We start from the raw sequence: 20759 nt of genomic DNA, 5'->3' as shown, positions 1-20759 counted from the left end.
TCCGAGCCTCGGGATGGCGCCGGTAGGCACCTTTCCCGTGCCCTGCCCGTGACCGGGAACCAGCTCGATGTTCCCCCGTCGCGAGCAAACGGAGGCATTATGTGCATATATCCGGAAGCCTGTCCAGAGGTAGCCGTAACAGCCAAAAATGTGTTTACATGCACCTTTACAGCGAGAGTTCGATCTTCTAGATTGACGTTCGTGATGGGGGGATCTCCGGCGTGCCGGTCTCGGAACGGCGCCCGCGCGTGAGGCTCTGGCGGCGCGGACGCAGGAAGAGCGTCCCGGACGACCGGTCGGGGCTCGTGGCCCAGTACTGGGAGAGTCACGACGAGCACCTGCTGACCGCCACCCTCGGTACGATCGCCCGCAGGCTGCCGTCCTTGGTGGCCGCCGCGCTGCGGATGGCGTGGCAGGCCAGTCCTCGCGACACGGCCGTGGCCCTGGCGGGCAACCTCGCGGCCGGCGTCTTCACGGTCTTCGGCCTGGTGGCCACCTCCGACGTGCTGGCCTCGCTGCTGGCCGCCGGCCCCACACTCGATCGGGTATGGACCGCGCTGCCCTCGCTGCTGCTCGTGGCCGCCGCCACCGGGTTGCGCGGAGCGCTGCTGGCCGGCGCCGGATGGGCGCAGGCCCGGCTCAAACCGCTGGTCGAACGGCTGGCCGAGACCCGCCTGTTCGAGCTGACCACCCGGGTGGAGCTGGCCGCGTTCGACGACCACGACTTCCACAACGCGATGCGCCGGGCCCGCGACAGCGGCGTGCCCGACACCGCCACCGTGGTGGAGACGACGATCGCCGCGGTCACCGGCGCGGTCGGAGTGCTGGCCTCGGCCGTGGCGCTCGGCCTGCTGCACCCGATCCTCATGCCGTTACTGCTGGTCGCCGCCGTGCCGGCGGGATGGGCCGCCGTACGCATGGCGCGGCTGGGTTATCAGGCGTTCTACCGGCTGTCCGCCGCGCGGCGGCGCAAGTTCATGCTGTCGGACCTGATGGCCGAACGGCAGCCCGCCGCCGAAGTGCGGGCGTTCACGCTCCGGGACTTCCTGCTCGGCCAGTACGCCAAGGTCGCCGACCTGGAACAGGACGTCCAGCTCGACGTGGCACGGCGGCGGGCCGCGACCAAGGCGGGCGGCGACCTGCTGACCGGCCTGGCCACGGCCGGCGTGTACGTGGTGCTCGGCGTGCTGCTGGCCGTCGGCGTGATCCCGCTGTCCGTGGCCGGCGCGGCCGTGCTGGCGATCAGGACCGGGCAGATGTCGCTCACCGCCCTGATCCAGACCATGAACCGGCTCTACGAGGCAGGCCTCTACTTCGGCGACTACCTGGCCTTCTGCGAGTCCGCCCGGGAGCGCGTCCCCCCGCCGCCGGCAACCCCTGCCGGGCCGGCGCCGTTCCGCCTGCTGACGGCCGAGAACGTCACGTTCACCTACCCCGGAGCCGACCGGCCCGCACTCTCGGGCGTCAGCGTGACGGTCGGCCAGGGCGAGGTCATCGCCCTGGTCGGCGAGAACGGCTCGGGCAAGACGACCCTGGCCAAGCTGCTGGCCGGGCTGTACCAGCCGCAGGAGGGCACGATCCGCTGGGACGGCGTGGACCTCGACGCGTTCGACGGTGACGCGCTGCGGCGGCGGATCTCCGTGATCGCCCAGGATCACACGCGCTGGCCGCTCACCGTCCGTGAGAACATCGTCATGGGGCGCCCCCTGGAAGAGGACCGGCTTGCCGCCGCCTGCGCCGCGGCGGGCGCCGACGAGGTGGTGGCACGGCTGCCCGACGGCTACGACGCGCTGCTCGACCGCCGCTTCCGCGGCGGCCACGACCTGTCGGGCGGCCAGTGGCAGCGCATCGCCGTGGCACGCGGCTTCTACCGCGACGATGCCGCGCTGGTCATCTTCGACGAGCCGACCTCGGCCCTGGACGCCCGTGCCGAGCACGCCCTGTTCGAGCGGATCCGCGGCCACGCCGCCGGTCGCACCATCGTGCTCATCACCCACCGGCTGGCCAGCGTCCGCTACGCCGACCGCATCTACGTGCTGGACGGCGGCGCGATCGCTGAACACGGCACGCACGCCGAGCTGATGGAACGCGACGGCCTGTACGCCGGCCTGTACGAGCTGCAGGCCTCGGCCTACCACCAGACGGTGCCATGATCGTCGCCGAGTCGGCGTACCTCGCCGTGACCGCGGCGCTGCTGATCGCGGCGCTGGTCAAGCTGCGGGACGTGCCCGGCTTCGCCCGGTCGGTGGCGGGCTACCAGGTGCTGCCGGGAAGCCTGGCCGGTCCGGCCGCGGTGGGCGTGCTCGTGGCCGAGCCGGCCGCCGGCGGGCTGCTGCTCGCTCCGGGCGGCCGGCGGTGGGGCGCCGTGGCGGCGGCGGTCCTGTTCGCCGCCTTCCTGGCGGCCATGGCCTCCGTGATGTGGCGCCGGATGGCCGTGGACTGCGGGTGCTTCGGCGGCCGTGACCTCGTCGGGCCCGGCACGCTGCTGCGTACCGGGCTGCTGCTGGTGCTCGCGGTGACGGCGGCTCTGACCGGGCCGGTCGCGTTCGCGCCCGTCCAGCTTCCGGTGGCGGCGGTCCTGCTCGGGCTGGCCTTCCTGCCCGCGCGGCTGCTACGCGCGGAGAGGGTCTCGTACGGGCCGCGTCCCGGCACGCGCTTCGCTCTCAACGGCAAGCCGGAGCCGGCCGGCGACCGGACGATGTACGCGTTGGTCTCGCCGGAGTGCGGGCTGTGCAAGGCGATGCTGCCGGAGTTCGTCGCGACAGCCGAGCACCTGGATGTCGCGCTGGTCAGCGCGGTGGAGGGATACGGTGGCGCCGGGCTGCCCGTGGTCGTGGACCCGGAGGTCTTCGACCGCAACGACATCCCGTGGCCGCCGTACGTGGTGGTGATCGACCGCACCGGCACCGTCCTGTCGGCGGGCGGCGCGGCCGATCCGGCACAGCTGGAGCAGGTTCTGTCCCGCGCCGAAGCGGTCGCTCCCCGAGACGGGCGTTGACACGCAGGGACGACTGTCGTGCTTGGCACATGCTCGTCGTCGGAAGAGCAGGGCCCGCGTCATCAATCGCCTTGCTGAGCGAGCCCGTTCAGGTCAGGTCGTCCTTCTTCTGAGTGCTGCGCCGGCTGCCGCGCAGTCGGGCCAGGGCCGCCTTGATGGGGCGGCGGGCCAGTGCCCTGCGGGCCGAGTCTCGGTGGATCAGTGCTGTGAGCTCGTTGGCATGGTCGCCGGCCTCGCGAAAGGCGTCCGCGGCCTGCTGGTAGACATCGGCGGCCTCGCCGAACTGTCCCATCGTGGTCAGGACGCCGCCGTGCCTGGCGAGGACCTGGCCAGCGTTGTGGTGGCTGCCGAGTTCGCGGAAGTCGTCGGCGGCACGCCGGTAGACGGAGATGGCCTCGTCGAACCTTTCCAGCTGGGCGTGCACCTCGCCCAACTGCTCCAGTACACGACATTCGTGATACCGATCGTCAACCTCGTGGAAGATGCCGGCGGCCTGCCGGTTGAGGGCGGTGGCCTCGCTGAATCGACCCGTCCGGGCCAAGGCTGCCGCGAGGTTGGCCACGGCCAGGCCTTCACCGTGCCGGTCGTCGATCTGGCGGAAGATGTCGGCGGCCTGCTGGTAGGCGGTGATGGCCTCGCTGAACTGCTGCACATGTGTCAACGCCATCCCGAGGTTGGTGAGCGCGCCGCCCTCACGGTACTTGTTGCCCATCCGCCGGAAGATGCGCAGACTTCGCCGATGAACGGTGACGGCCTCGTGGTAGCGCCGCAGGTCGGTCAGGACGGTGCCGGCGTTGCCCAGGGCCGTGCCTTCGCCGTCCAGGTCACCGATCTCGCGGAAGATGTCGACCGCCTGCTGGTAGTTGGCGAGGGCGTCGACGAATCTTCGCTGCTCGGACTGGGCGGTCGCAAGATTGCTCAGAGCTGAGCCTTCGTGGTACCGGTCGCCGAGGTGACGGGCGGCGGCCAGCGCGTGAGTGGTCAAGGTGACCCAGTCATCGAGGCGCCGCCGCCTGTCAAGGAAACCGTCCAGAGCGAGGGGGAGATCGCGGACTATGTGGTGGTGGGCACTGCCGCGCGCGGTCGTCTCGACGACTGCGACCAGATTGGCATATTCGGCATCCAGCCAGGCAAGCCCCCTGCCATGGCCACCGAACTCCTCTGCCTCTTCGCCGGTGTCCGTCAGGTCCAGATGCTCGCCGGCGGCCTGCGCGGTGGCCAGGTAGTACGCCAAGAGCGCGGTCAGCGCGCCGGGCCGGTCGTCGTCGCGGGCATGGGTGTCGGCGAGGTCGGTGGCGAACAGGCGGACCAGGTCGTGCATCCGCCATCTGCCGTCGAGGTGGCCGGGTTCGATCAGGTGAGCGCGCGCGAGTTCGTGCAGCGCGGTGTCGGCTTCCGGCCCGTCCATGTCGCTGACGACGGTGGCGGCTTGAGCGGAGATGTCGGGGCCCGGATTGACGGTGAGCAGGCGGAACAGCCGGGCATCCGCCGGGGGCAGCTGCTGGTAGGACAGGTTGAACGCGGCCCGTACGGCGTTGTCGTCCGGACTCCCTGCCGCATACCGGAGCCTGTCGAGCCGGGTGCGTTCGCCTTCCAGGTTGACGGCCATCTGTGCCAGAGAGCGGTGGGGGGTGGCGAGGTTGGCGGCCACAATGTGCAGTGCCAGCGGAAAACCGGCACAGAGCCGGGCGATGGCTTGGGCGCTGCCGGGGTCGTCGGTGACTCGTGTGTCGGTGGGGCCGCAGGTGAGACGGATCTGCCTGGCCAGCAGGTCGACCGATGCGGCCGGAGTGAGGACGTCGAGTTCGAGGATGCGCGCGTCCAGGTCGGCCAGAGTGTGGCGGGAGGTGACCACTGCCTTTCCCACCCAAGGGAGCAAAGGCCGGGCCTGGGCGGAAGAGGCGGCGTTGTCGATCACTACCAGCACGTGCCGGCCGGCTTCGGCGTAGGCGGCCATGACCGATGCGAACAGCCGGGAGCGGTCTTCCTCTTCCGCGGGGATGTGCTCGCCCGGGACACCCGCTGCCCGCAGCATGCCATCCAGTACTGCGGAAGGCTCACGCCTCCGCTGCGGGTCGTAGCCGAGCAGGTCGACGAACAGCACGCCGCCCGGGAACCAGCCTTTCGCCCACGCGGCGTGGGCGGCCTGCACCGCCAGTTCGGTTTTGCCTATCCCACCCGTCCCGGCCAACACCGCTACTTGAGCCACCTCGCCCTGTGGGCCGGCCGGGTCGAGCAGTGCCGTCAACTCGGCCAGCTCACGGTCGCGGCCGGTGAACGCCCGCGATCGCCTGGGCGGTCCCTTCAGCGCGGTCTGCACCTGCGGCGGGAGCTGGATGGTGAGGTCGCGACCGATGATCACCGTGGCGAACGGGAAGGATCCACCCGTGATCTTGTTGTAGGTGTGATCGGCCACGTTATCGGCTCACCCCGGAGGCGTCAGGACCATTCGGTGGGGGAACAGGCGGGGGCGGAGAGCTGAAGGTGACGTCACGGCCGAGGATGTACACGCCGGAATGGGTGCCGCCGCTGATCTCGTTGTGCACGGCCCCTGGCGTGTTCCCTGCCTCAGAGGGCCGCGGTGGTGGCGGGCCGGAAGGTCGGGCGTTGACCGTCCCGTAGATGGCCAGGACCAACCCGGCCAGGCCGAAGAACGCACCGATCGAGCTGGCGAGCTTGTCGGCCTCCTCCAGCCCGACCGCGGCGAAGTAGACGCCCATGGCGATCGCGGCGATCACAGCCAGGGCGCCGCCCACCCAGGCCACAGCACGTTTTGACATGCTCCTATCGTTGCGTATTCACGCTGCCACCAAGGGTGATCGAAGCCCTTTGTCGCTGTCTGGTGACACATCGGAGCCGCACCCCACGTGGCAGCCTCGATCGCTGTTCGGAGGCAGCGAAGATGGCAGGGGAGCCCGCTCCCGAGCTGGGCGCTGTCACTTCGATGGGTGCCGAGATATCGGCGCTCCCGTGATCGAAGCTGGCAATATCCAATCGAAGATCGATTCCTCTTGAGCGAGGGCTGACGGGCCGCGACGGCGTCAGTCCTGAGCTCCGGTGTCAATGCCGTCGACGGTCAGGTCCGTCAGCGCCGCGATGGCCGCGGCGACGGTGGTACGCCCCCGGTTCAGCTCCGCGGCGATCGCCTCGGCCGCGCCCAGCACGCCGACGCAGCGGAGTCGGAGGGCTTCCCGCGTGAGCCCGGAGTACGGCCGCAGGGCGGTGACCATCAGGTCCGTGTAGCCGTCGAGCAGCTCGCGCTCGATCTCCTCCATCTCCTGGCTCCCCTTGAGTGCGGCCGAGATGGCGGTCCACTCCGGCATGTCGGTGGCGCAGCCGAAGTAGGCGGCGCTCAGGACGCGGGCGATTTCGCGGGGGACGGCCGGGGCGTCACGCAGGGCCTCCTCCGAGGCGGCCCGGTGCCGCTCGTCGAGCCGCCGGTAGAGCGCGATCAGCAGGCCGGGGCGGGTGCCGAAGTGGTCGTAGACGATTGGCCTGCTCACTCCGGCGGCCTCCGCCAGGCTGAGCAGCGTGAGGCTGTCGGTGCCGTGGGCGCGCACGATCGCCATGGCGGTGTCGAGCAACTGCTCCCGCCTGGCCGGCTTGGACAGGCGAGTCGATCCCGTGGCCATCGTCCTCCCTTGCGTCGTCTCTCAGCTTAAGCTACAAAATGTAAGTTACAGAATGTAGGTTAGTGAGAGGACATCACCGTGGAGCACTCCGTACTGATCTTGGGTGGATCCGGCCAGGCGGGCGCGGGGACCGCGACCCTCCTGCGCCGGTGGTACCCGGAGCTGCCGCTGACGATCGCGGGCCGCGATCTCGGCCGCGCCCGGCGGGTCGCCGACGAGCTCGGTGGCGCGGCAGCCGCGACCATCGATCTGCGGCGAGGCGATCTCGGCCTCCAGGAGATCGGGGGCTACTCGGCGGTCGTGGCAACGGTGTGGGACAGCCACCTGAACGGACTGCGTTTCGCACAGGACCGCGGCCTGCCGTACGTCAGCATCTCCAGCGGCCTGGTCGACATCGGACCGGAGGTCGTCGCCGCCGGCCTGCGAGCCGGCGCCACGCCGATCCTGCTGGCCAGCCACTGGTACGCGGGGCTCGTCGTCCTCGCGGTGCTCGGCCTCGCCAGGGAGTTCGACCGGCTCGACACCATCGAGATCAGCGGCGTGCTGGACGAACAGGACGGCGGCGGGCCCGCGGCCATGGCGGACATGGAACGCCTGCTGGCCGCCACCTCAGCGGGGCACGTCCGCCGCGACGGCGTCTTCCACTGGGTCAGCGGCCCCGACGCGGAGGTGGAGGTCACCGGCGTCGACGGCACCGTGCTGCCCGGCCAGATCGTCCCCATCCTCGACGTGCCGAGCCTGGCCCTCGCGACGGGCGCGCCCAACGTCCGCTTCGCGTTCGCGGTCGGTGAGTCGGCGGGCAGGCGGCGCGGCGGGCCCGCGTCCGCGGAGGTCAGGATCGACCTCGAAGGCGTGGACCGCGCGGGCGCGCCGCTCAGGACGAGCCGCCACCTCTTCCACCCGGAGGGGCAGCGCCCCCTGACGGCGCTCGGTGTCGCCCTCGGCGTCGAGCGACTGCTCGGCCTGCGCGGCGCCCCCGTGCCGCCCGGACTCCACACCCCCGAGGCGTTGATCGATCCCGGGTACGCGGCCGAGCGCATGGCGGAGATCGGCACCACCTTCGTCGGCGCGCACGGCGATCGCTGACTGCGGCGATCGCCGGCTCCGGCGATTGCCGCCCGGGGCACTGCCTGTCAGGCGCGTTGCAGGGGTGACTCAGGCACTCAGCCGCGCGACGCTTATCGACAAAGCTCACATTCAGGATCGATCCGTCCGGGACGCGGCTTGATGCGGCCGGATCCAGTCTCCAGGTGAACCGCGGCGACCCCGTCGTCCCTGGAGGAACCCGTGGTGCGGATGACGGTGGGGCGGCTGCTCAAAGTCAGCGGCTTCAGCCTCCAGAGCTGAGGTGCTTCAAGATCTCGGTGGCCGTTGCGTGCGCCCGGGTGGCCATCTCCTCGACGGGCAGTTCGCGGAAGGCGGGGTAGTTGACCTCCACGCAATACGGCCCGCGGAAGCCGAGCTCGTACAAACCCTGCAGGAGGTGCCCAATGTTCAGCTCGCCTTCGCCAGGCAGCAGGCGAGCCCGGCGGGCTTCGGCCAGGAAGTCGTCGTCAACGATGCGGCCGTCGTTGAGCTGCACCGCCACGATCTGCTCGGGAGTCAGTCCTTCCAAGTTGGCGAGGGTGGAGCGGGTGTTGAAGAAGTGCCAGACGTCGATCATCAGGCCGGCGTTGGGCGAGCCCGAGGCCTCCACGATCGCGCGGGCGGTGGCTACGTCCTTGATCGGCGACCAGGGGAACGCCTCGACCGCGACTCGGATGCCGTACGGGGCAAGCGTCGTGCAGATGGCGTGCAGGCGTGCCCCGGCTGCGGCGACGTCGAGGTCGCCGCCGCCGAGCTCACCCGCGGTCACATGGTGTGGCGAGAACGCGCCAGCCAGGTCTTCGAACACGGTGATGTCGATGTCGGCCATGGCCCAGCCGGTGAGGAACTCTGTTTCCCGCAGCGCGAGCCCGTGCTCGTGCAGTACCGCGCGCAGGGAGGCGTCATCATGTCCCTGCGCGAGCGTCGCCTGGTAGTCCTGTGCGTGCAGGCCAATGCCGGTGAATCCGGCGGCTGCCGCGGCACGGCAGCGTTCCGCGAACGGCACGCGCGCCGGTTGCGCGAAACCGGCGCCGGACAGCGTGACGAAGCTGGCCGTCAGTTCCGGGTTCATGGCACGACCGGGGTGGCGTGGGAGTGGAAGGTGACGGGCACGTCGAGGCCCCAGGCGGTGGAGCGGCCCTGGCCTTCGGTGGTCCACAGAACCGGTTCCCAGTCGGGGGCGAAAATGTGGATGCCTCCGGAGAACACCTCGATGCGGTTGCCGCCGGGTTCCAGGACGTACAGGAAGAAGCCCTGGGTGCGGGAGTGCTTGGCCGGGCCGAACTCGATGGAAGCGCCCAGTTCGCAGAAGACGTCGGCAGCGCGCAGGACGTCCTCGCGGTTCTCGACGGCGTAGGCCAGGTGGTGCAGGCGACCAGCAGTGGTGGTGGGTTCACGGGTGATGGCCAGGTCGTGGGCCTTGTTCATCAGGCTCATCCACGCGCCAGCCTCGTCCTGACCCGGCGGGACGAGATGTTCGCGCAGCTTGAAGCCCAAGGTTTCGCTCATGAACCCGCGGACCGAGACGACGTCGTGGGCCAGCACGTTGATGTGGTCGATGCGGGCGGCCCCGACGCCACGCCCGACGGAGGTCTGCGGCTGGTTGGGCAGGTAGGACTGCTGTCCGGCGGGCGCCTGGTACTTCTCGCTCTCGTAGTAGATCTCCATGCGCTGCCCGCTGGGCACCCGGAAGGTGTAGGCCTTGCCGTGGCCGACATCGCCGTCGATCCAGTCGCCGGCCACGCCGCGTTCCTGCAAGGCGGCAACCCGGCGCTCCAGGGCTTGCGGGCTGACAGCGCGCCAGCCGACGTGGCCGAGCCCTGCGTGGTCTGCGGAGGTGAGTTTGAGCGTGGTCAGGTCGTGGTCACCCCAGCCACGCAGGTAGGCGCTGCCGCCGGATTCGGTCACCAGGGTGAGCCCGTAGACCTCGATGAGGAAGGCGAGGCTTTGGTCGTAGACGGGAGTCAGCAACTCGGCGTGACCCAGGTGCGCCAGCTCGTACAGCGGCTCAGTCATGACTCTTCTTCTCCAGCTCTGCGATCTCGGCCAGAACCTGCGGCCCGCGGTTGGCCGCGGAGTAGCCGGTGAACAGGAAGGCCAGGTCGACGACGGCGCGCAGTTCGTCCCAGCTCGCTCCCGCGCGCAGCGCGGCCAGGCCGTGCAGCTTGGCGGCGTCGCTGAGCTTGGCGTGCAGGATGCCGAACAGGACCAGCTGGACGGTCTTCTGCTCCAGCGCCTCGGGATACATGATCAGGTTGCGCAGCCGTTCCTGCGCCAGCAGCACCTCGGGGTTGGTCTCCGCGGAGGCGGCGAAGCGCTGCTGGACGCGCGGCGGCACGAAGCCCAGCATCTCCTGATACGTCGCCCGGAAGTCTTCGATGCTGTGAGGTCGCTCGCTCATGGCTGTTCCGCCTTGGTGACGCCGCCGACCGCCCAGTGCTCGGGCGGTACCTCGTGGACGATCACGCGGATGGTCTCGGGCGGAACGTCCAGGGACTCCTGGACCGCCGTGTGCACCTTTCGGATGAGCGCGCGGATCTTGTCCGGACCGCGTCCGGCCACGATGCTGATGTTGACCAGTGGCAACGGTCATGCTCCGATCAGTGTCAGGGAACCCAGGTGGGTGAACTCGGCGGAGATCGTCCGGCCGCGTTCGACGAACACGGCGTCGGTGAGCCCGCCGGTCAGGACGATCCAGCCTTTCTCGATGGCCAGGCCGCGGCGGCCGAGGGCGTTGGCGGCCAGGGCCAGCGCCTCGGCCGGGTGTCCCTGGACGGCGGCGCCGGTCGCGGTGTCGACGATCGCGCCGTCGATGCCGAGCAGGCAGCCTTCGAGGGCAAGGTCAAGCTCGGCGGGCGACACGGCCTTGCCACCCACGACGAACCGCGAGGAGGAGGCGTTGTCGGCCACCACGTCGGGCAGCGCGAAGCTGAAATCCTCGTACCGGCTGTCGATCACCTCGAACCCGGCGTGCACGCTTTCCACCGCCGCCAGCGCGCTCGCCGCGGACACTCCCGGGCCGGCCAGCCGCTCGCCCATGAAGAAGACGATCTCCGGCTCCGCCCGAGGGCGGATAAGGGCGTCCAGCGGAACCGGCACACCGGCGGGCAGAATCATCGCGTCGGTCAGCCAGGCGGTGAGCGGGGAGTCGATGCCCATCCGCTGCTGCTTGGCCCGCGAGGTGAGGCCCAGCTTGACGCCGACGACCCGCTCGCCCGCCTCGACCTTGCGGCGCACCAGTTCGTCCTGCACCTGATAGGCGGTTGCCAGGTCCAGCTCCGGCCACTGCTCGGTGATCCGACCACCGGCTCGGCGCTCTGTTTCGCGGTCGAGCAGCTCACTCACCACTCGCTCGCTGGTCCATCCGGTCATGCCCGCCCCCTTTCCGCTGCCAGGGTGATCGCCACGTCGATGATCATGTCTTCTTGTCCTCCGACATAACCGGCTTCTCCGACTTTGCGCAGGATGGCGTGCGCGGGCACACCGTAGCGGTTCGCCGCCCGCTGGGCGTGCAACAGGAAGGAGGAGTACACGCCGTAGCGGCCCTGCTCGATGGCCGGCCGGTCGGCCACCGGCAGCCGCGGCACCAGCGGAGTGAGCACCTCGTGCGCCGCGGTGAGCACAGCGTCGACGTCCAGGCCGGTGGGGATGCCGAGCCGGTCGAAGACGACGGCGAGCAGCTCGGTCGGCGAGTTGCCCGCGCCCGCGCCGAGCGCGCACAGGCTGCCGTCGATCTGGCGGGCGCCGGCCCGATAGGCGGCGATGGAGTTGGCCACACCGACGGACAGATTCTGATGTCCGTGAAAGCCGACTTGGGCGTCGCTCCCGAGCTCGGCCACCAGCGCCTCGACCCGCGCGGTCACGTCGTCGGGCAGCATCCAGCCCGCCGAGTCGACGACGTACACGCACTGGCAGCCCGCGTCCGCCATGATCCGGGCCTGGGCGGCCAGTGTGGCAGCGTCCACCCGATGGGCGAGCATCAGGAAGCCGACCGTCTCCATGCCGAGCTCGCGGGCCGCGCCGAAGTGCTGGATCGCGACGTCGGCCTCGGTGCAGTGAGTGGCCGCCCGCATGACGGACGCCCCGGCATCGTGGGCGCGGCGCAGATCTTCGATGGTGCCGACCCCGGGTAGCAGCAGGACGGCGACGCGGGCCCGGCGCGCCTCGGCCACCGCTGTCTTGACGAGGTCGATCTCATCGGTGGCCGAGAAGCCGTAGTTGAAGGAGGAGCCGGCCAGCCCGTCACCGTGGGTGACCTCGATGACGGTGACGCCCGCGTCGTCGAGCGCCCGGGTCACGGCCCGCACCTGCTCGGCGGTGAACTGGTGGGCCACCGCGTGGCTGCCGTCGCGAAGCGTGGTGTCGGTGATGCGTACGGCATCCGCTCCAGGGGCCATCACGTGGTTGTCCAGGGGGCCCATCAGTTGGACACCCCTTCCCGCGTAGTGAGCAGCTCGCCGACGCGTACGGCGGCGGCCGTCATGATATCCAGGTTGCCCGCCCACGGCGGCAGGTGGTCGCCGTTGCCGCGTACCTCCAGGAACACCGTCACCCGCGCGTGACCGCCCCATTGCGGCAGAGGGTCGTCGAACTGCGGGTCGGCCCTCAGCGTGTAGCCGGGGACGTACGCCTGGACGTCGGCCACCATCCGGCGCACTGACGCGATGATCGCGTCGCGGTCGGCGTCGGCCGGGATCGAGCAGTACACGGTGTCCCTCATGATCATCGGCGGGTCGACCGGGTTCAGGATGATGATGGCCTTGCCGCGCACGGCGCCGCCGACGCTCTCGATGGCGCGCGCGGTCGTCTCGGTGAACTCGTCAATGTTGGCCCGGGTCCCGGGACCGGCCGAGCGGGAGGCGATCGAGGCGACGATCTCGGCATAGTTCACCGGCACGACCCGCGACACCGCGGCGATGATGGGGATGGTCGCCTGCCCGCCGCAGGTGATCATGTTGATGTTGCGGACGCCGTCGTCCGCGCTGAGATTGACCACCGGGCAGATGTACGGGCCGACCGCCGCCGGGGTGAGGTCGATCGCGGTGATGCCGGCCGCGGCGTAGCGGGGGGCGTTGGCGTGGTGAGCTTTGGCCGAGGTGGCTTCGAACACCAAGTCCGGCAGCCGGGACTGGGCCAGCAGCCAGTCGACGCCGCCGGCACTGGCCTGCACCCCTTCCCGCTCGGCGCGGGCCAGCCCGCTGGACGCAGGATCGACGCCAACCATGTAGATCGGCTCGATGTGGGTGTTGCGCAGCAGCTTGACCAGCAGGTCCGTGCCAATGTGGCCAGGACCCACGATGGCGGCGGTGGCCGTCATGCCTGTCCTCCGGTGAATCGGGCGCTCACCGTGCCGAGCCCGCCGAACCTGGCGCTCACGCTGTCGCCCGCGGTGACCGGCACGGCCGCGGTGACCGAGCCGGGCAGCACGACGTGGCCGGCCTCCAAAGTCACGCCCCGCGCGCCCACGGTATTGGCCAGCCAGACCAGCGCGTTCAGCGGCGCGCCCAGCACCGCGCCACCGGCGCCGGTGCCCGCCACGGTGCCGTTGTGCGTGAGTACGCACCCGGCCAGCCGCAGATCGACCGCGTCCACCCTGACGGGACGCGACCCGAGCACGACGCCGCCGGAAGAGGCATTGTCGGCCACAGTGTCGATGAGGCCGATCTTCCAGTCGCGGATGCGCGAGTCGATGATCTCCAGAGCCGGGACGACGTAGTCGACGGCCGCCAGCGCCTGCGCGGCGTTCACACCAGGCCCCTTGAGCGGCCGCTTCAGCACGAACGCGATCTCCGGCTCCACCCGGGGGCTGATGAACTGCTCCAGGCAGATCGGCAGCGCTTCGAGGTGGAACATGCCGGCCAGCAGATGCCCGTAGTCCGGCTGATCCACGCCGAGCTGGCGCTGCATCGCGGCCGAGGTGAGCCCCACCTTATGCCCCTGGACCGGGTCGCCCTCCGCAACCCGCTGGTCGATCTGCGCCAACTGGATCGCGTACGCGTCGTCCACGCTCAGTTTCGGATACGAATCGCTGATCGGCTCGATCGGCTGCCGACTGAGCTGAGCGTGTCTCAGTTCCTTGGTGAGCGCTGCGTGCGTGTCGGCATCCATCGCCTCCCCTTCCTGCCCGGAGCCTTCCTGTCCGGCGCCGTGCGTGCAACCAGCAGCTTCTCGGCGACTATCCCACTATCGCAACAATAGTGATCCGCTGAGCGGATCACTTCCGTTAGGTAAAGATTCTGGCGCGTGATCCGCTCAGCGGATCGCCTGGCTTGCTGAACGCCGGGAAGCAGGGGGAAAGTCCTCGCACGTAACGCAGCACAAACATCACAGCAACAAGGAAGCGTTATGAGACGTGGTGCACAAGCAGCCGCCGGGCGGCAGGTCGTCCGGTCAGAGCGCGGCGCCGGCGGAGCCGCTTTTGTGCAGCTCACGGCTCAGAGCCAAGGCGACGGCGCGGACGGCCGGGCCCATCCGGCGCAGGTTCATACGCCCGCTCCAGCCGGAGACCGACACCGCGGCCGAGGCGCTGCCGTCAGCGCGCAGGATCGGGCTGGCCACGCAGGCAACCCCCGGCCCGGACTCTTCGTGGTCGAAGGCCAACCCGAGGTTTCTGACCCGTGCCAGCTCCCGGCGCAGGAGTTCGGGAGAGGTGATCGTACGCGGACCCACCGGTTTCAGCGGTCGCTCGCAGAGCGTCTCGACCAGCACCGGGTCGGCGAAGGCCAGCAGGGCCTTGCCCACGCCCGAGGCATGGGCGAGCAGCCGCCCGCCCACCTCCGATGCCATCCGGGGCGCGTCCTTGGATCGCAGGATCTCCACATAGACGACGTCATGGCCGTCCAGGACCGCCAGGTGGACCCTCTGGCGCGTCGCCTCGCGCAGGTCGGCCATGTACGGCAGCGCGACCGACCGCAGGTTGCGGTGCCGGGAGGCGAGCTCGCCGAACTCGAACAGCCGGGTCCCGATATGCAGGCGGGACCCGTCGCGCTCCAGGAAGCCGTGCTCCAGCAGCTCCTTGACCAGCCGTGAGGTCGTCGCCTTCGGCAGCCCGGACCGGCGGCTGATCTCCAGCACCCGCAATTCCGGGTGATGGGCGTCGAAGGCGCTCAGCACCGCCGACACTCGGGCGACAGCCGAGTCGACAATGTTCCGTTCAGCGGGACACATCGCACAAGCGTGAGGGAGAGAGACAGCTCAATGCAAGAGGTTCGATGCGGGCTCATCGGCGCGGGGATCTCCATGTCCCTATCCCCGTCACTGCATCAGGCCGAGGGCCGCCACCACAACCTGGCGGTGACCTACTCCCTGATCGACGTCGACACCATCGCCGCCGAGGTCTCCCTGGCCGACCTGCTGATCAGTGCCCAGAACGAGGGGTATGTCGGGCTCAACATCACCCACCCCTACAAGCAGGCCATCCTCGCCGAACTCGACGAACTATCCCCTCACGCCCGCGCCATCGGCGCGGTCAACACCGTGGTGTTCCACGACGGCCGCAGGATCGGACATAACACCGACGCGTACGGCTTCGCCGAGGCGTTCCGGCGGGATCTGCCCGGCGAATGCCGCGAGCGGGTGGTGCAGCTCGGCGCCGGCGGAGCCGGAGCCGCCTGCGCCCACGCCCAGCTAGCCGACGGGGTCGGCCACCTGACCATAATCGAGCCCGACGAACGGCGGCGAGCCGACCTGGCCGCGGCCCTGGCTGCCTCATTCGGCCAGGACCGCATCACCCACGCGCCGCCGGACGGGCTGGCCGACGCCGTGGCGACCGCCGACGGCATCGTCAACGCCAGCCCCGTGGGCATGCGCGCCCATCCCGGCCTCCCGCTGCCCGCCGACCTACTGCGAGCCGGCCTGTGGGTCTTCGACGTGATCTACATGCCGCTGCCCACCGCGCTGGTCACGGCGGCACGTGAGCGCGGCCTGCGGGCCACCGGCGGGGCCGGCATGTGCGTCTTCCAGGCCGCAGGGGCCTTCGAGCTGTTCACCGGTCGCCAGCCGGACACCGAGCGCATGCTCGCCCATCTACGGCAGCTACTCGACCTGCCCACCTCCAGCCAGAACAGCTGACCCGGAGGTCTCCTGTGCCCGATGCCCCCACCGTCCTAGTCGTCAACGGCCCCAACCTCAACCTGCTGGGGACCCGCGAACCCGAAAAATACGGCACCACCACCCTCGCCACCGTCGAAGACATGATCAGCAAAGAGGCGGCCCAGCACGAACTGAACGTCCGCTTCGTGCAGAGCAACCACGAGGGCGTCCTCATCGACGCCATCCACGCCGCCGGCACCGACTGCCGCGCCATCGTCATCAACCCGGCCGGGTTCACCTCCACCTCGGTCGCCCTGCGGGACGCGCTCGCCGCCGTACGCCTGCCCACCGTCGAAGTGCACATCACCAACGTGCACAAGCGAGAGGCGTTCCGCCACCACTCCTACGTCTCCGCGGTAGCCGACGCCCTCATCGTGGGCGCCGGCGTCCACGGCTACGAGCTGGCCATCCGGCACGTGGCCCACCTGCTGGCCGCACCCCCCACGGCCGGTCACACCCCCCGACAGAACCACCCGGGAGAAACCCCATGACTACATCCCCCGACAGCCGCAGGACATCAGCGCCGGCCGACGTTGTCGTCAAAGACCTACCCGAGCCGATGGCGCTGCGCCGCATGGTCGGCCCCGGCGTGGTCGCCGTCGGCATCGGACTGGCAGCGGGCGAGATCATCCTGTGGCCCTACCTGACCACCATTGGCGGCCTCGGCCTGCTGTGGCTGGCCATCGTCACCCTGGCCATCCAGATCATCATCAACATGGAGATCGAACGCTACACGCTGGCCACCGGCCAGACCGTCGTCGCCGGCCTGTCACGCTGGTGGAAGGGCTGGGGCATCATCATCTGCCTGGCCGGCGCCTTTCAATACGTCTGGCCCGGCTGGGCCACCAGCGGCTCGACCGTCTTCACCTTCCTGATCGGCGCCGGCGATCCGGTCTGGATCACCGTCATCGCCCTGGCCGCCATCGGTGTCCTCCTGTCGCTGTCCAAGGTCATCTACAAGACCGTGGAACGCGTCGAGGTGGTGAAGGTGGCCCTCACCCTCTTCTTCCTCCTCGTCGCCGTGGTCTTCGTCATCTCGCTGGCCACCTGGGGCGAAGGCGCCAAGCAGAGCGTCCTCGGGTTCGGCCAGATCCCTGACGGCGTCACCTTCACCATGCTGCTCAGCGCCATCGGCGCGGCTGGCGCCGGCGGCGTGCACAACCTCGTCCTCAGCAACTGGATCCGTGACAAGCGGTACGGCATGGGAGCACACATCCCGCGTCTGATCTCCCCGATCACCGGCCAGGAAGAGGCCTCCGGCGGTGACCGCTTCAGCTTCCCCCAGAACGAGGAGAACCTGACCCGCTGGAAGATGTGGTGGAAACGCGCCAACATCGAGCACTTCTTCTCCTTTTTCCTGGTCTGCCTGGCGACGATCACCATCATGAGCCTGCTCGCCTACGAGACCTTGTTCGGCCGCACGGACCTGAAGTCCAACCCCACCTTCTTGAAGGTTGAGGGCGATATCCTGGCCAGCGAAGTCGGCCCCTGGCTCAAGCTGCTGTTCTTCGCGATCGCCGCCGTCTCCCTGTGGGCCGCTGCCATGGGCCTGCTCGACGTCATCGGCCGGGTCGCCGCCGACTTCGTCAAGCGTAACTATCTGACCGATTCCACCCGCTGGACCGAATCCCGTCTCTACCTCACCGTCGTGTGGGGCGAGATCATCCTGGGCTCGATCATCCTGATGGCCGGCTTCGACCAGCCGATCACCCTGCTGATCGTCTCCACCTGCGCCGCCTCGGTGGTCACCCTCCTGTACACGATTCTGCTCATCCGACTCAACACCAAGGATCTGCCCGCCGCCATCCGTGTCCGTGGCATCCGGCTCATCGGCCTGATCATCGCGGTCGCCTTCTACGGCTTCTTCGCCATCGGCATGGTCGTAACCCAGATCCAGGCGCTCTAACCCGGCTGGGCGCCGCCCGAGCCGACGCTGCCCACACGGTGCGTGGTGATCTCCGCTTCCGCTGGGGATCTGGTCCGCCGCGACGCCGGCAGCATCATGGCGCGGTGCCCACGCCGGGGGCGAGGGACGGTCACGGGCCGACCAGTAACACTTCTGAGCCGCCTGCCTCGAGATCGACGGCGACGCCCTCGCGGTCGGCGGCACCCGGTCGCCGAGAAGTCCCTGCGGAAGTCGGCCGGTGACACCCCGGGGTCGGGAGCCAGGTCGGGGTGGCGGCGTCACCAGTCCAGCTCGCCGATCAAAGCCGCCCGGCACTTCGGGCATACGCGGCTGCCGAAGAACTGCGCCCACTCACGGCTCTCTGCACGGCGGACTGACTCCTTGTCGCCCACGCGGACGCCTGCCAGATCCGGGACCGAGCCGTCGAACATCTCCAGGTGCATGCATCCCACACACGACCTCGGAGCTCAGGCCTGTGGCGGCCTCGATCGCCCTGAACATCTCCGGCGTCATGACGATGCCGTACGCCAGTGAACGGACCTCACTAACGCCTCGACCATCGCCCACGGCGCACATCCGTTCCGCAGGGTCATCCGATCAACCCACGACGTGAACGACTCACCGGTCGCCGGTGCCACCACCAACGCCAGCCGACGGGGCCAGACCGCCGCCATCTCCAGAGCCGAACCCTCCTGCCGTACACGCCGCTACTGCCAACTTCGATTGCGCGCTTCCATGTCCGATTCCAGTTGCCGTGACGGACTGTCGTCTTCAAGGCCGCCAGACAATCGCCCTGCACGTCTCTACGTGCTTGACGGATGAAATGAACAATCTTTAAATTCACTCATGGGTCGCATCGCGGGCGTCACGGCCGCCGAGACGCGTGAGCGGTTGCTGAAGGCGGCCGCCGAGGTGTTCGCCGCACGCGGTTACGACGGCACGCGCGTGGCCGACATCGCCGCCGCCGCCGGGGTGAGCAACGGCGCGCTGTACGCGCACTTCGGCTCCAAGGCGGACCTGCTCGTCGCCGCGCTGCGCGCCCACGGGCGGCGGATCCTGGCCAACCTGTTCGCCGCCGACCCCCACAGGTCGGCCGCGGAGCTGCTCCTGGTTCTGGGACGGCGGCTGCCGCGCCCCCGCGAGGCGGCCGGTTACCTCGTCGTCGAGGCGCTGGTCGCGGCCAGGCGGGACGAGGACGTCGCCCGGCCGATGCGCGACTACGTGGGCGAGCGGGCCGGCTGGATCGCCGAGCTGGTACGCGCGGGCCAGGGTGACGGGGAGCTCGACCCCGGGTTGTCGCCGGACGCGCTGGCCCACTTCTGCCTGCTGCTGGCGATGGGCAGCGCGCTCATCACGCCGGACCTGCACGCCGTCGACGACGCCGAGTGGTCGGCGCTGCTGACCCGCGTCGTGGCCGCCGTCGCCCCACCGGACAGAGCGGAGAACCCGCAGTGAAAGTACAGATCGATCCCGGGCGCTGCCAGGGACACGGCCGCTGCTACGACCTGGCCCCGGGCCTGTTCGGCGAGGACGGCGAGGGCTACGGGCAGGTCGTCGGCGACGGCGTAGTGCCGCCGGGCGAGGAGCCGGCGGCGCGCCTGGCCCTGGCCAACTGCCCCGAGCGGGCGATCGACCTCGTGGAGGAGGCGTGAGATGACCGTTGACGACCGTTTCAGCCAGGACTTCCGGGACACGGGAGACGACCGGCCCCTCGGCACGCGCAGCGAGATCGTCACCGGCCCGGTGTCCGACTGGGCGACCGACTTCTCCCACCTGGAGCCCGAGTGGGCCGCGGACCCGTACCCGATCCAGGACGAGCTGCGGCAGCGGTGCCCGATCGCGCACACCGACCGCTTCGGCGGCGGCTGGCTGCCGACGCGGCACGAGGACGTGGCGGCCATCGCGTACGACACCGAGCGCTTCTCCTCGCGCTCGATCATCATGAGCAACTTCCGGCCGCCCCGCGAGGCCGCGCCGATCGGCGGCTCGCCGCCGATCTCCTCCGACCCGCCGTTCCACCACGACGCGCGCAGGCTGCTGCTGCCGGCGTTCACCAAGACCGCCGTGGCCAGGCGGGAGGCGTCGACGCGGGCGCTCTGCCATGAGCTCATCGACGGGTTAGCCGGCCAGGACGTCGTGGACGCGGCCCGCGACTACGCCCAGCACATCCCGATGCGGGTCATCGCCGACATGCTCGGCCTCCCGCCCGAGGACGGGCCCCGCTTCCGCGAGTTCATCGAGAATGTGCTCGAAGGCGTGAACCGGCCGCCGGAGGAGCGCATGGAGCGGATGGAGCAGCTGTTCGACTACCTGCTCGTCCAGATCCGCGACCACGTGGACCACCCGCGCGACGACCTGACGACCTACCTCGTCAACGCCGAGCTGTACGGGCGCAAGCTTGAGTCCTCGCACGTGGCGGGGACGATGGCGCTGCTGCTGATCGCCGGGATCGACACCACGTGGAGCGCGATCGGGGCCTCGCTGTGGCATCTGGCCAAGACGCCGCGCGACCGCGAGCGGCTGGTGGCCGAGCCCGAGCTGCTGCCGACCGCGATGGAGGAACTCCTGCGGGCCTACGCGCCGGTCACCATGGCGCGGCTGGTCAAGGAGGACATGCGCTGGAACGGCGTCGACATGAAGGCCGACGACTGGGTACTGCTGTCGTTCCCGGCGGCCAACCGCGACCCGGAGCTGTTCGACCGGGCCGGCGAGGTCGTCATCGACCGCGAGGTCAACCGGCACGCCGCCTTCGGCCTGGGCATCCACCGCTGCGTGGGCTCGCACCTGGCCCGCATGGAGCTGCGGGTGGCCCTTGAGGTGTGGCTGGAGCGCATCCCGGCCTTCGGCCTCGACGACCCGGCGCGGGTCACCTGGGCCACGGGCCAGGTCCGCGGCCCGCGCACGCTCCCGATCCGCATCCGGTGATCAGGAAGGCTGCGGCGGCTGGTCGTGGGGGAGTGGGACCCGGGCGAGGTTCCGTTCGTCTGGTGGGCGGAGCTCATGGTCGTGGCGGCCGGGCTGGTGGCGGTGGACCCGCCACCAGCCC

At 69.9% G+C, this 20759-nt stretch carries 22 protein-coding genes; 9 read left to right on the top strand and 13 right to left on the bottom strand.

The window, feature by feature from the left end:
- The first annotated feature begins 248 nt into the window (after positions 1-248).
- Together ACFKCF_RS39495 and ACFKCF_RS39490 are read left to right on the top strand one after the other, a co-directional pair.
- Complete coding sequence (locus tag ACFKCF_RS39495) at positions 249-2153, top strand: ABC transporter ATP-binding protein (protein WP_394500431.1); 1905 nt, start codon at positions 249-251, stop codon at positions 2151-2153.
- A complete protein-coding gene (locus ACFKCF_RS39490; protein WP_394500430.1) occupies positions 2150-2998 on the top strand; it encodes a TlpA family protein disulfide reductase in 849 nt (282 codons plus the stop codon). The genes ACFKCF_RS39495 and ACFKCF_RS39490 overlap by 4 nt, the downstream gene beginning before the upstream one ends.
- An 88-nt stretch (positions 2999-3086) precedes the next feature.
- Here ACFKCF_RS39490 and ACFKCF_RS39485 read toward each other — a convergent pair whose 3' ends face one another.
- The 3 genes from ACFKCF_RS39485 to ACFKCF_RS39475 all read right to left on the bottom strand — a co-directional run bounded on the left by ACFKCF_RS39485 (position 3087) and on the right by ACFKCF_RS39475 (position 6630).
- Complete coding sequence (locus ACFKCF_RS39485; RefSeq protein ID WP_394500429.1) at positions 3087-5318, bottom strand: tetratricopeptide repeat protein; 2232 nt, start codon at positions 5316-5318, stop codon at positions 3087-3089.
- Between the two features lie 97 nt (positions 5319-5415).
- Positions 5416-5778 carry a hypothetical protein gene (locus ACFKCF_RS39480; RefSeq protein WP_394500428.1) on the bottom strand — a complete coding sequence of 121 codons (363 nt, stop codon included), beginning with the start codon at positions 5776-5778 and terminating at the stop codon, positions 5416-5418.
- A 261-nt stretch (positions 5779-6039) separates the two neighbouring features.
- A complete protein-coding gene (locus ACFKCF_RS39475; protein WP_394500427.1) occupies positions 6040-6630 on the bottom strand; it encodes a TetR/AcrR family transcriptional regulator in 591 nt (196 codons plus the stop codon).
- Between the two features lie 78 nt (positions 6631-6708).
- Between ACFKCF_RS39475 and ACFKCF_RS39470 the strand changes: the two genes are divergently transcribed.
- Complete coding sequence (locus ACFKCF_RS39470) at positions 6709-7716, top strand: hypothetical protein (RefSeq protein WP_394500426.1); 1008 nt, start codon at positions 6709-6711, stop codon at positions 7714-7716.
- A 244-nt stretch (positions 7717-7960) separates the two neighbouring features.
- Here ACFKCF_RS39470 and ACFKCF_RS39465 read toward each other — a convergent pair whose 3' ends face one another.
- The 9 genes from ACFKCF_RS39465 to ACFKCF_RS39425 form a co-directional block, all read right to left on the bottom strand.
- Positions 7961-8788, bottom strand: coding sequence for a sugar phosphate isomerase/epimerase family protein (locus ACFKCF_RS39465; protein ID WP_394500425.1), 828 nt, complete (start codon positions 8786-8788; stop codon positions 7961-7963).
- Positions 8785-9732: a VOC family protein gene (locus ACFKCF_RS39460; RefSeq protein ID WP_394500424.1), complete on the bottom strand. Its 948-nt coding sequence runs from the start codon at positions 9730-9732 to the stop codon at positions 8785-8787. The genes ACFKCF_RS39465 and ACFKCF_RS39460 overlap by 4 nt, the downstream gene beginning before the upstream one ends.
- Positions 9725-10117, bottom strand: a complete 393-nt coding sequence (locus ACFKCF_RS39455; protein WP_394500423.1) for a carboxymuconolactone decarboxylase family protein — start codon at positions 10115-10117, stop codon at positions 9725-9727. The genes ACFKCF_RS39460 and ACFKCF_RS39455 overlap by 8 nt, the downstream gene beginning before the upstream one ends.
- A complete protein-coding gene (locus tag ACFKCF_RS39450) occupies positions 10114-10302 on the bottom strand; it encodes a 2-hydroxymuconate tautomerase (RefSeq protein ID WP_394500422.1) in 189 nt (62 codons plus the stop codon). The genes ACFKCF_RS39455 and ACFKCF_RS39450 overlap by 4 nt, the downstream gene beginning before the upstream one ends.
- 3 nt (positions 10303-10305) lie before the next feature.
- Positions 10306-11088, bottom strand: a complete 783-nt coding sequence (locus ACFKCF_RS39445; RefSeq protein ID WP_394500421.1) for a 2-keto-4-pentenoate hydratase — start codon at positions 11086-11088, stop codon at positions 10306-10308.
- Positions 11085-12137 carry a 4-hydroxy-2-oxovalerate aldolase gene (gene dmpG, locus ACFKCF_RS39440; RefSeq protein ID WP_394500420.1) on the bottom strand — a complete coding sequence of 351 codons (1053 nt, stop codon included), beginning with the start codon at positions 12135-12137 and terminating at the stop codon, positions 11085-11087. Before dmpG ends, ACFKCF_RS39445 begins: the two co-directional genes overlap by 4 nt.
- Positions 12137-13033, bottom strand: coding sequence for an acetaldehyde dehydrogenase (acetylating) (locus ACFKCF_RS39435; protein ID WP_394500419.1), 897 nt, complete (start codon positions 13031-13033; stop codon positions 12137-12139). The genes dmpG and ACFKCF_RS39435 overlap by 1 nt, the downstream gene beginning before the upstream one ends.
- Positions 13030-13824, bottom strand: coding sequence for a 2-keto-4-pentenoate hydratase (locus tag ACFKCF_RS39430; protein WP_394500418.1), 795 nt, complete (start codon positions 13822-13824; stop codon positions 13030-13032). The genes ACFKCF_RS39435 and ACFKCF_RS39430 overlap by 4 nt, the downstream gene beginning before the upstream one ends.
- Positions 13825-14106: 282 nt before the next feature.
- Positions 14107-14883, bottom strand: coding sequence for an IclR family transcriptional regulator (locus ACFKCF_RS39425; protein ID WP_394500416.1), 777 nt, complete (start codon positions 14881-14883; stop codon positions 14107-14109).
- A 30-nt stretch (positions 14884-14913) separates the two neighbouring features.
- Between ACFKCF_RS39425 and ACFKCF_RS39420 the strand changes: the two genes are divergently transcribed.
- The 3 genes from ACFKCF_RS39420 to ACFKCF_RS39410 are packed head-to-tail and all read left to right on the top strand — an operon-like array spanning position 14914 to position 17713.
- Positions 14914-15786 carry a shikimate dehydrogenase gene (locus tag ACFKCF_RS39420; RefSeq protein WP_394500415.1) on the top strand — a complete coding sequence of 291 codons (873 nt, stop codon included), beginning with the start codon at positions 14914-14916 and terminating at the stop codon, positions 15784-15786.
- 14 nt (positions 15787-15800) lie between these two features.
- Positions 15801-16298 (top strand): type II 3-dehydroquinate dehydratase, encoded by a 498-nt coding sequence (gene aroQ, locus ACFKCF_RS39415; protein ID WP_394500413.1) that lies wholly within the window; start codon positions 15801-15803, stop codon positions 16296-16298.
- The gene (locus ACFKCF_RS39410; RefSeq protein WP_394500412.1) at positions 16295-17713 is read left to right on the top strand and encodes an Nramp family divalent metal transporter; all 1419 of its coding nucleotides are present in this window, start codon (positions 16295-16297) and stop codon (positions 17711-17713) included. Before aroQ ends, ACFKCF_RS39410 begins: the two co-directional genes overlap by 4 nt.
- Positions 17714-17991: 278 nt before the next feature.
- Here ACFKCF_RS39410 and ACFKCF_RS39405 read toward each other — a convergent pair whose 3' ends face one another.
- Positions 17992-18156: a hypothetical protein gene (locus ACFKCF_RS39405; protein ID WP_394500411.1), complete on the bottom strand. Its 165-nt coding sequence runs from the start codon at positions 18154-18156 to the stop codon at positions 17992-17994.
- A gap of 403 nt (positions 18157-18559) precedes the next feature.
- Here ACFKCF_RS39405 and ACFKCF_RS39400 point away from each other — a divergent pair, with 403 nt between their 5' ends.
- The 3 genes from ACFKCF_RS39400 to ACFKCF_RS39390 are packed head-to-tail and all read left to right on the top strand — an operon-like array spanning position 18560 to position 20638.
- On the top strand, positions 18560-19168 hold the full coding sequence (locus ACFKCF_RS39400; RefSeq protein WP_394500410.1) for a TetR family transcriptional regulator: 609 nt from the start codon (positions 18560-18562) through the stop codon (positions 19166-19168).
- On the top strand, positions 19165-19365 hold the full coding sequence (locus ACFKCF_RS39395) for a ferredoxin (RefSeq protein WP_394500409.1): 201 nt from the start codon (positions 19165-19167) through the stop codon (positions 19363-19365). The genes ACFKCF_RS39400 and ACFKCF_RS39395 overlap by 4 nt, the downstream gene beginning before the upstream one ends.
- Position 19366: 1 nt before the next feature.
- On the top strand, positions 19367-20638 hold the full coding sequence (locus ACFKCF_RS39390; RefSeq protein ID WP_394500408.1) for a cytochrome P450: 1272 nt from the start codon (positions 19367-19369) through the stop codon (positions 20636-20638).
- Positions 20639-20759 lie beyond the last annotated feature (121 nt).

It is taken from the genome of Nonomuraea sp. JJY05, assembly GCF_043496855.1.
Classification (GTDB): domain Bacteria; phylum Actinomycetota; class Actinomycetes; order Streptosporangiales; family Streptosporangiaceae; genus Nonomuraea.
This window is presented reverse-complemented; position numbering and strand designations above follow the sequence as displayed.

Excerpts from the sequence above, each read along its gene's own strand:
- ACFKCF_RS39490 (WP_394500430.1), top strand. The coding sequence starts at position 2,150 with ATGATCGTCGCCGAGTCGGCGTACCTCGCCGTGACCGCGGCGCTGCTG.
- ACFKCF_RS39425 (WP_394500416.1), bottom strand. The coding sequence starts at position 14,883 with ATGTGTCCCGCTGAACGGAACATTGTCGACTCGGCTGTCGCCCGAGTG.
- ACFKCF_RS39445 (WP_394500421.1), bottom strand. The coding sequence starts at position 11,088 with ATGACCGGATGGACCAGCGAGCGAGTGGTGAGTGAGCTGCTCGACCGC.
- ACFKCF_RS39405 (WP_394500411.1), bottom strand. The coding sequence starts at position 18,156 with ATGCACCTGGAGATGTTCGACGGCTCGGTCCCGGATCTGGCAGGCGTC.
- ACFKCF_RS39455 (WP_394500423.1), bottom strand. The coding sequence starts at position 10,117 with ATGAGCGAGCGACCTCACAGCATCGAAGACTTCCGGGCGACGTATCAG.
- ACFKCF_RS39475 (WP_394500427.1), bottom strand. The coding sequence starts at position 6,630 with ATGGCCACGGGATCGACTCGCCTGTCCAAGCCGGCCAGGCGGGAGCAG.
- ACFKCF_RS39390 (WP_394500408.1), top strand. The coding sequence starts at position 19,367 with ATGACCGTTGACGACCGTTTCAGCCAGGACTTCCGGGACACGGGAGAC.
- ACFKCF_RS39435 (WP_394500419.1), bottom strand. The coding sequence starts at position 13,033 with ATGACGGCCACCGCCGCCATCGTGGGTCCTGGCCACATTGGCACGGAC.
- ACFKCF_RS39465 (WP_394500425.1), bottom strand. The coding sequence starts at position 8,788 with ATGAACCCGGAACTGACGGCCAGCTTCGTCACGCTGTCCGGCGCCGGT.
- dmpG (WP_394500420.1), bottom strand. The coding sequence starts at position 12,137 with ATGGGCCCCCTGGACAACCACGTGATGGCCCCTGGAGCGGATGCCGTA.
- ACFKCF_RS39400 (WP_394500410.1), top strand. The coding sequence starts at position 18,560 with ATGGGTCGCATCGCGGGCGTCACGGCCGCCGAGACGCGTGAGCGGTTG.
- ACFKCF_RS39410 (WP_394500412.1), top strand. The coding sequence starts at position 16,295 with ATGACTACATCCCCCGACAGCCGCAGGACATCAGCGCCGGCCGACGTT.
- ACFKCF_RS39460 (WP_394500424.1), bottom strand. The coding sequence starts at position 9,732 with ATGACTGAGCCGCTGTACGAGCTGGCGCACCTGGGTCACGCCGAGTTG.
- ACFKCF_RS39430 (WP_394500418.1), bottom strand. The coding sequence starts at position 13,824 with ATGGATGCCGACACGCACGCAGCGCTCACCAAGGAACTGAGACACGCT.
- ACFKCF_RS39420 (WP_394500415.1), top strand. The coding sequence starts at position 14,914 with ATGCAAGAGGTTCGATGCGGGCTCATCGGCGCGGGGATCTCCATGTCC.
- ACFKCF_RS39480 (WP_394500428.1), bottom strand. The coding sequence starts at position 5,778 with ATGTCAAAACGTGCTGTGGCCTGGGTGGGCGGCGCCCTGGCTGTGATC.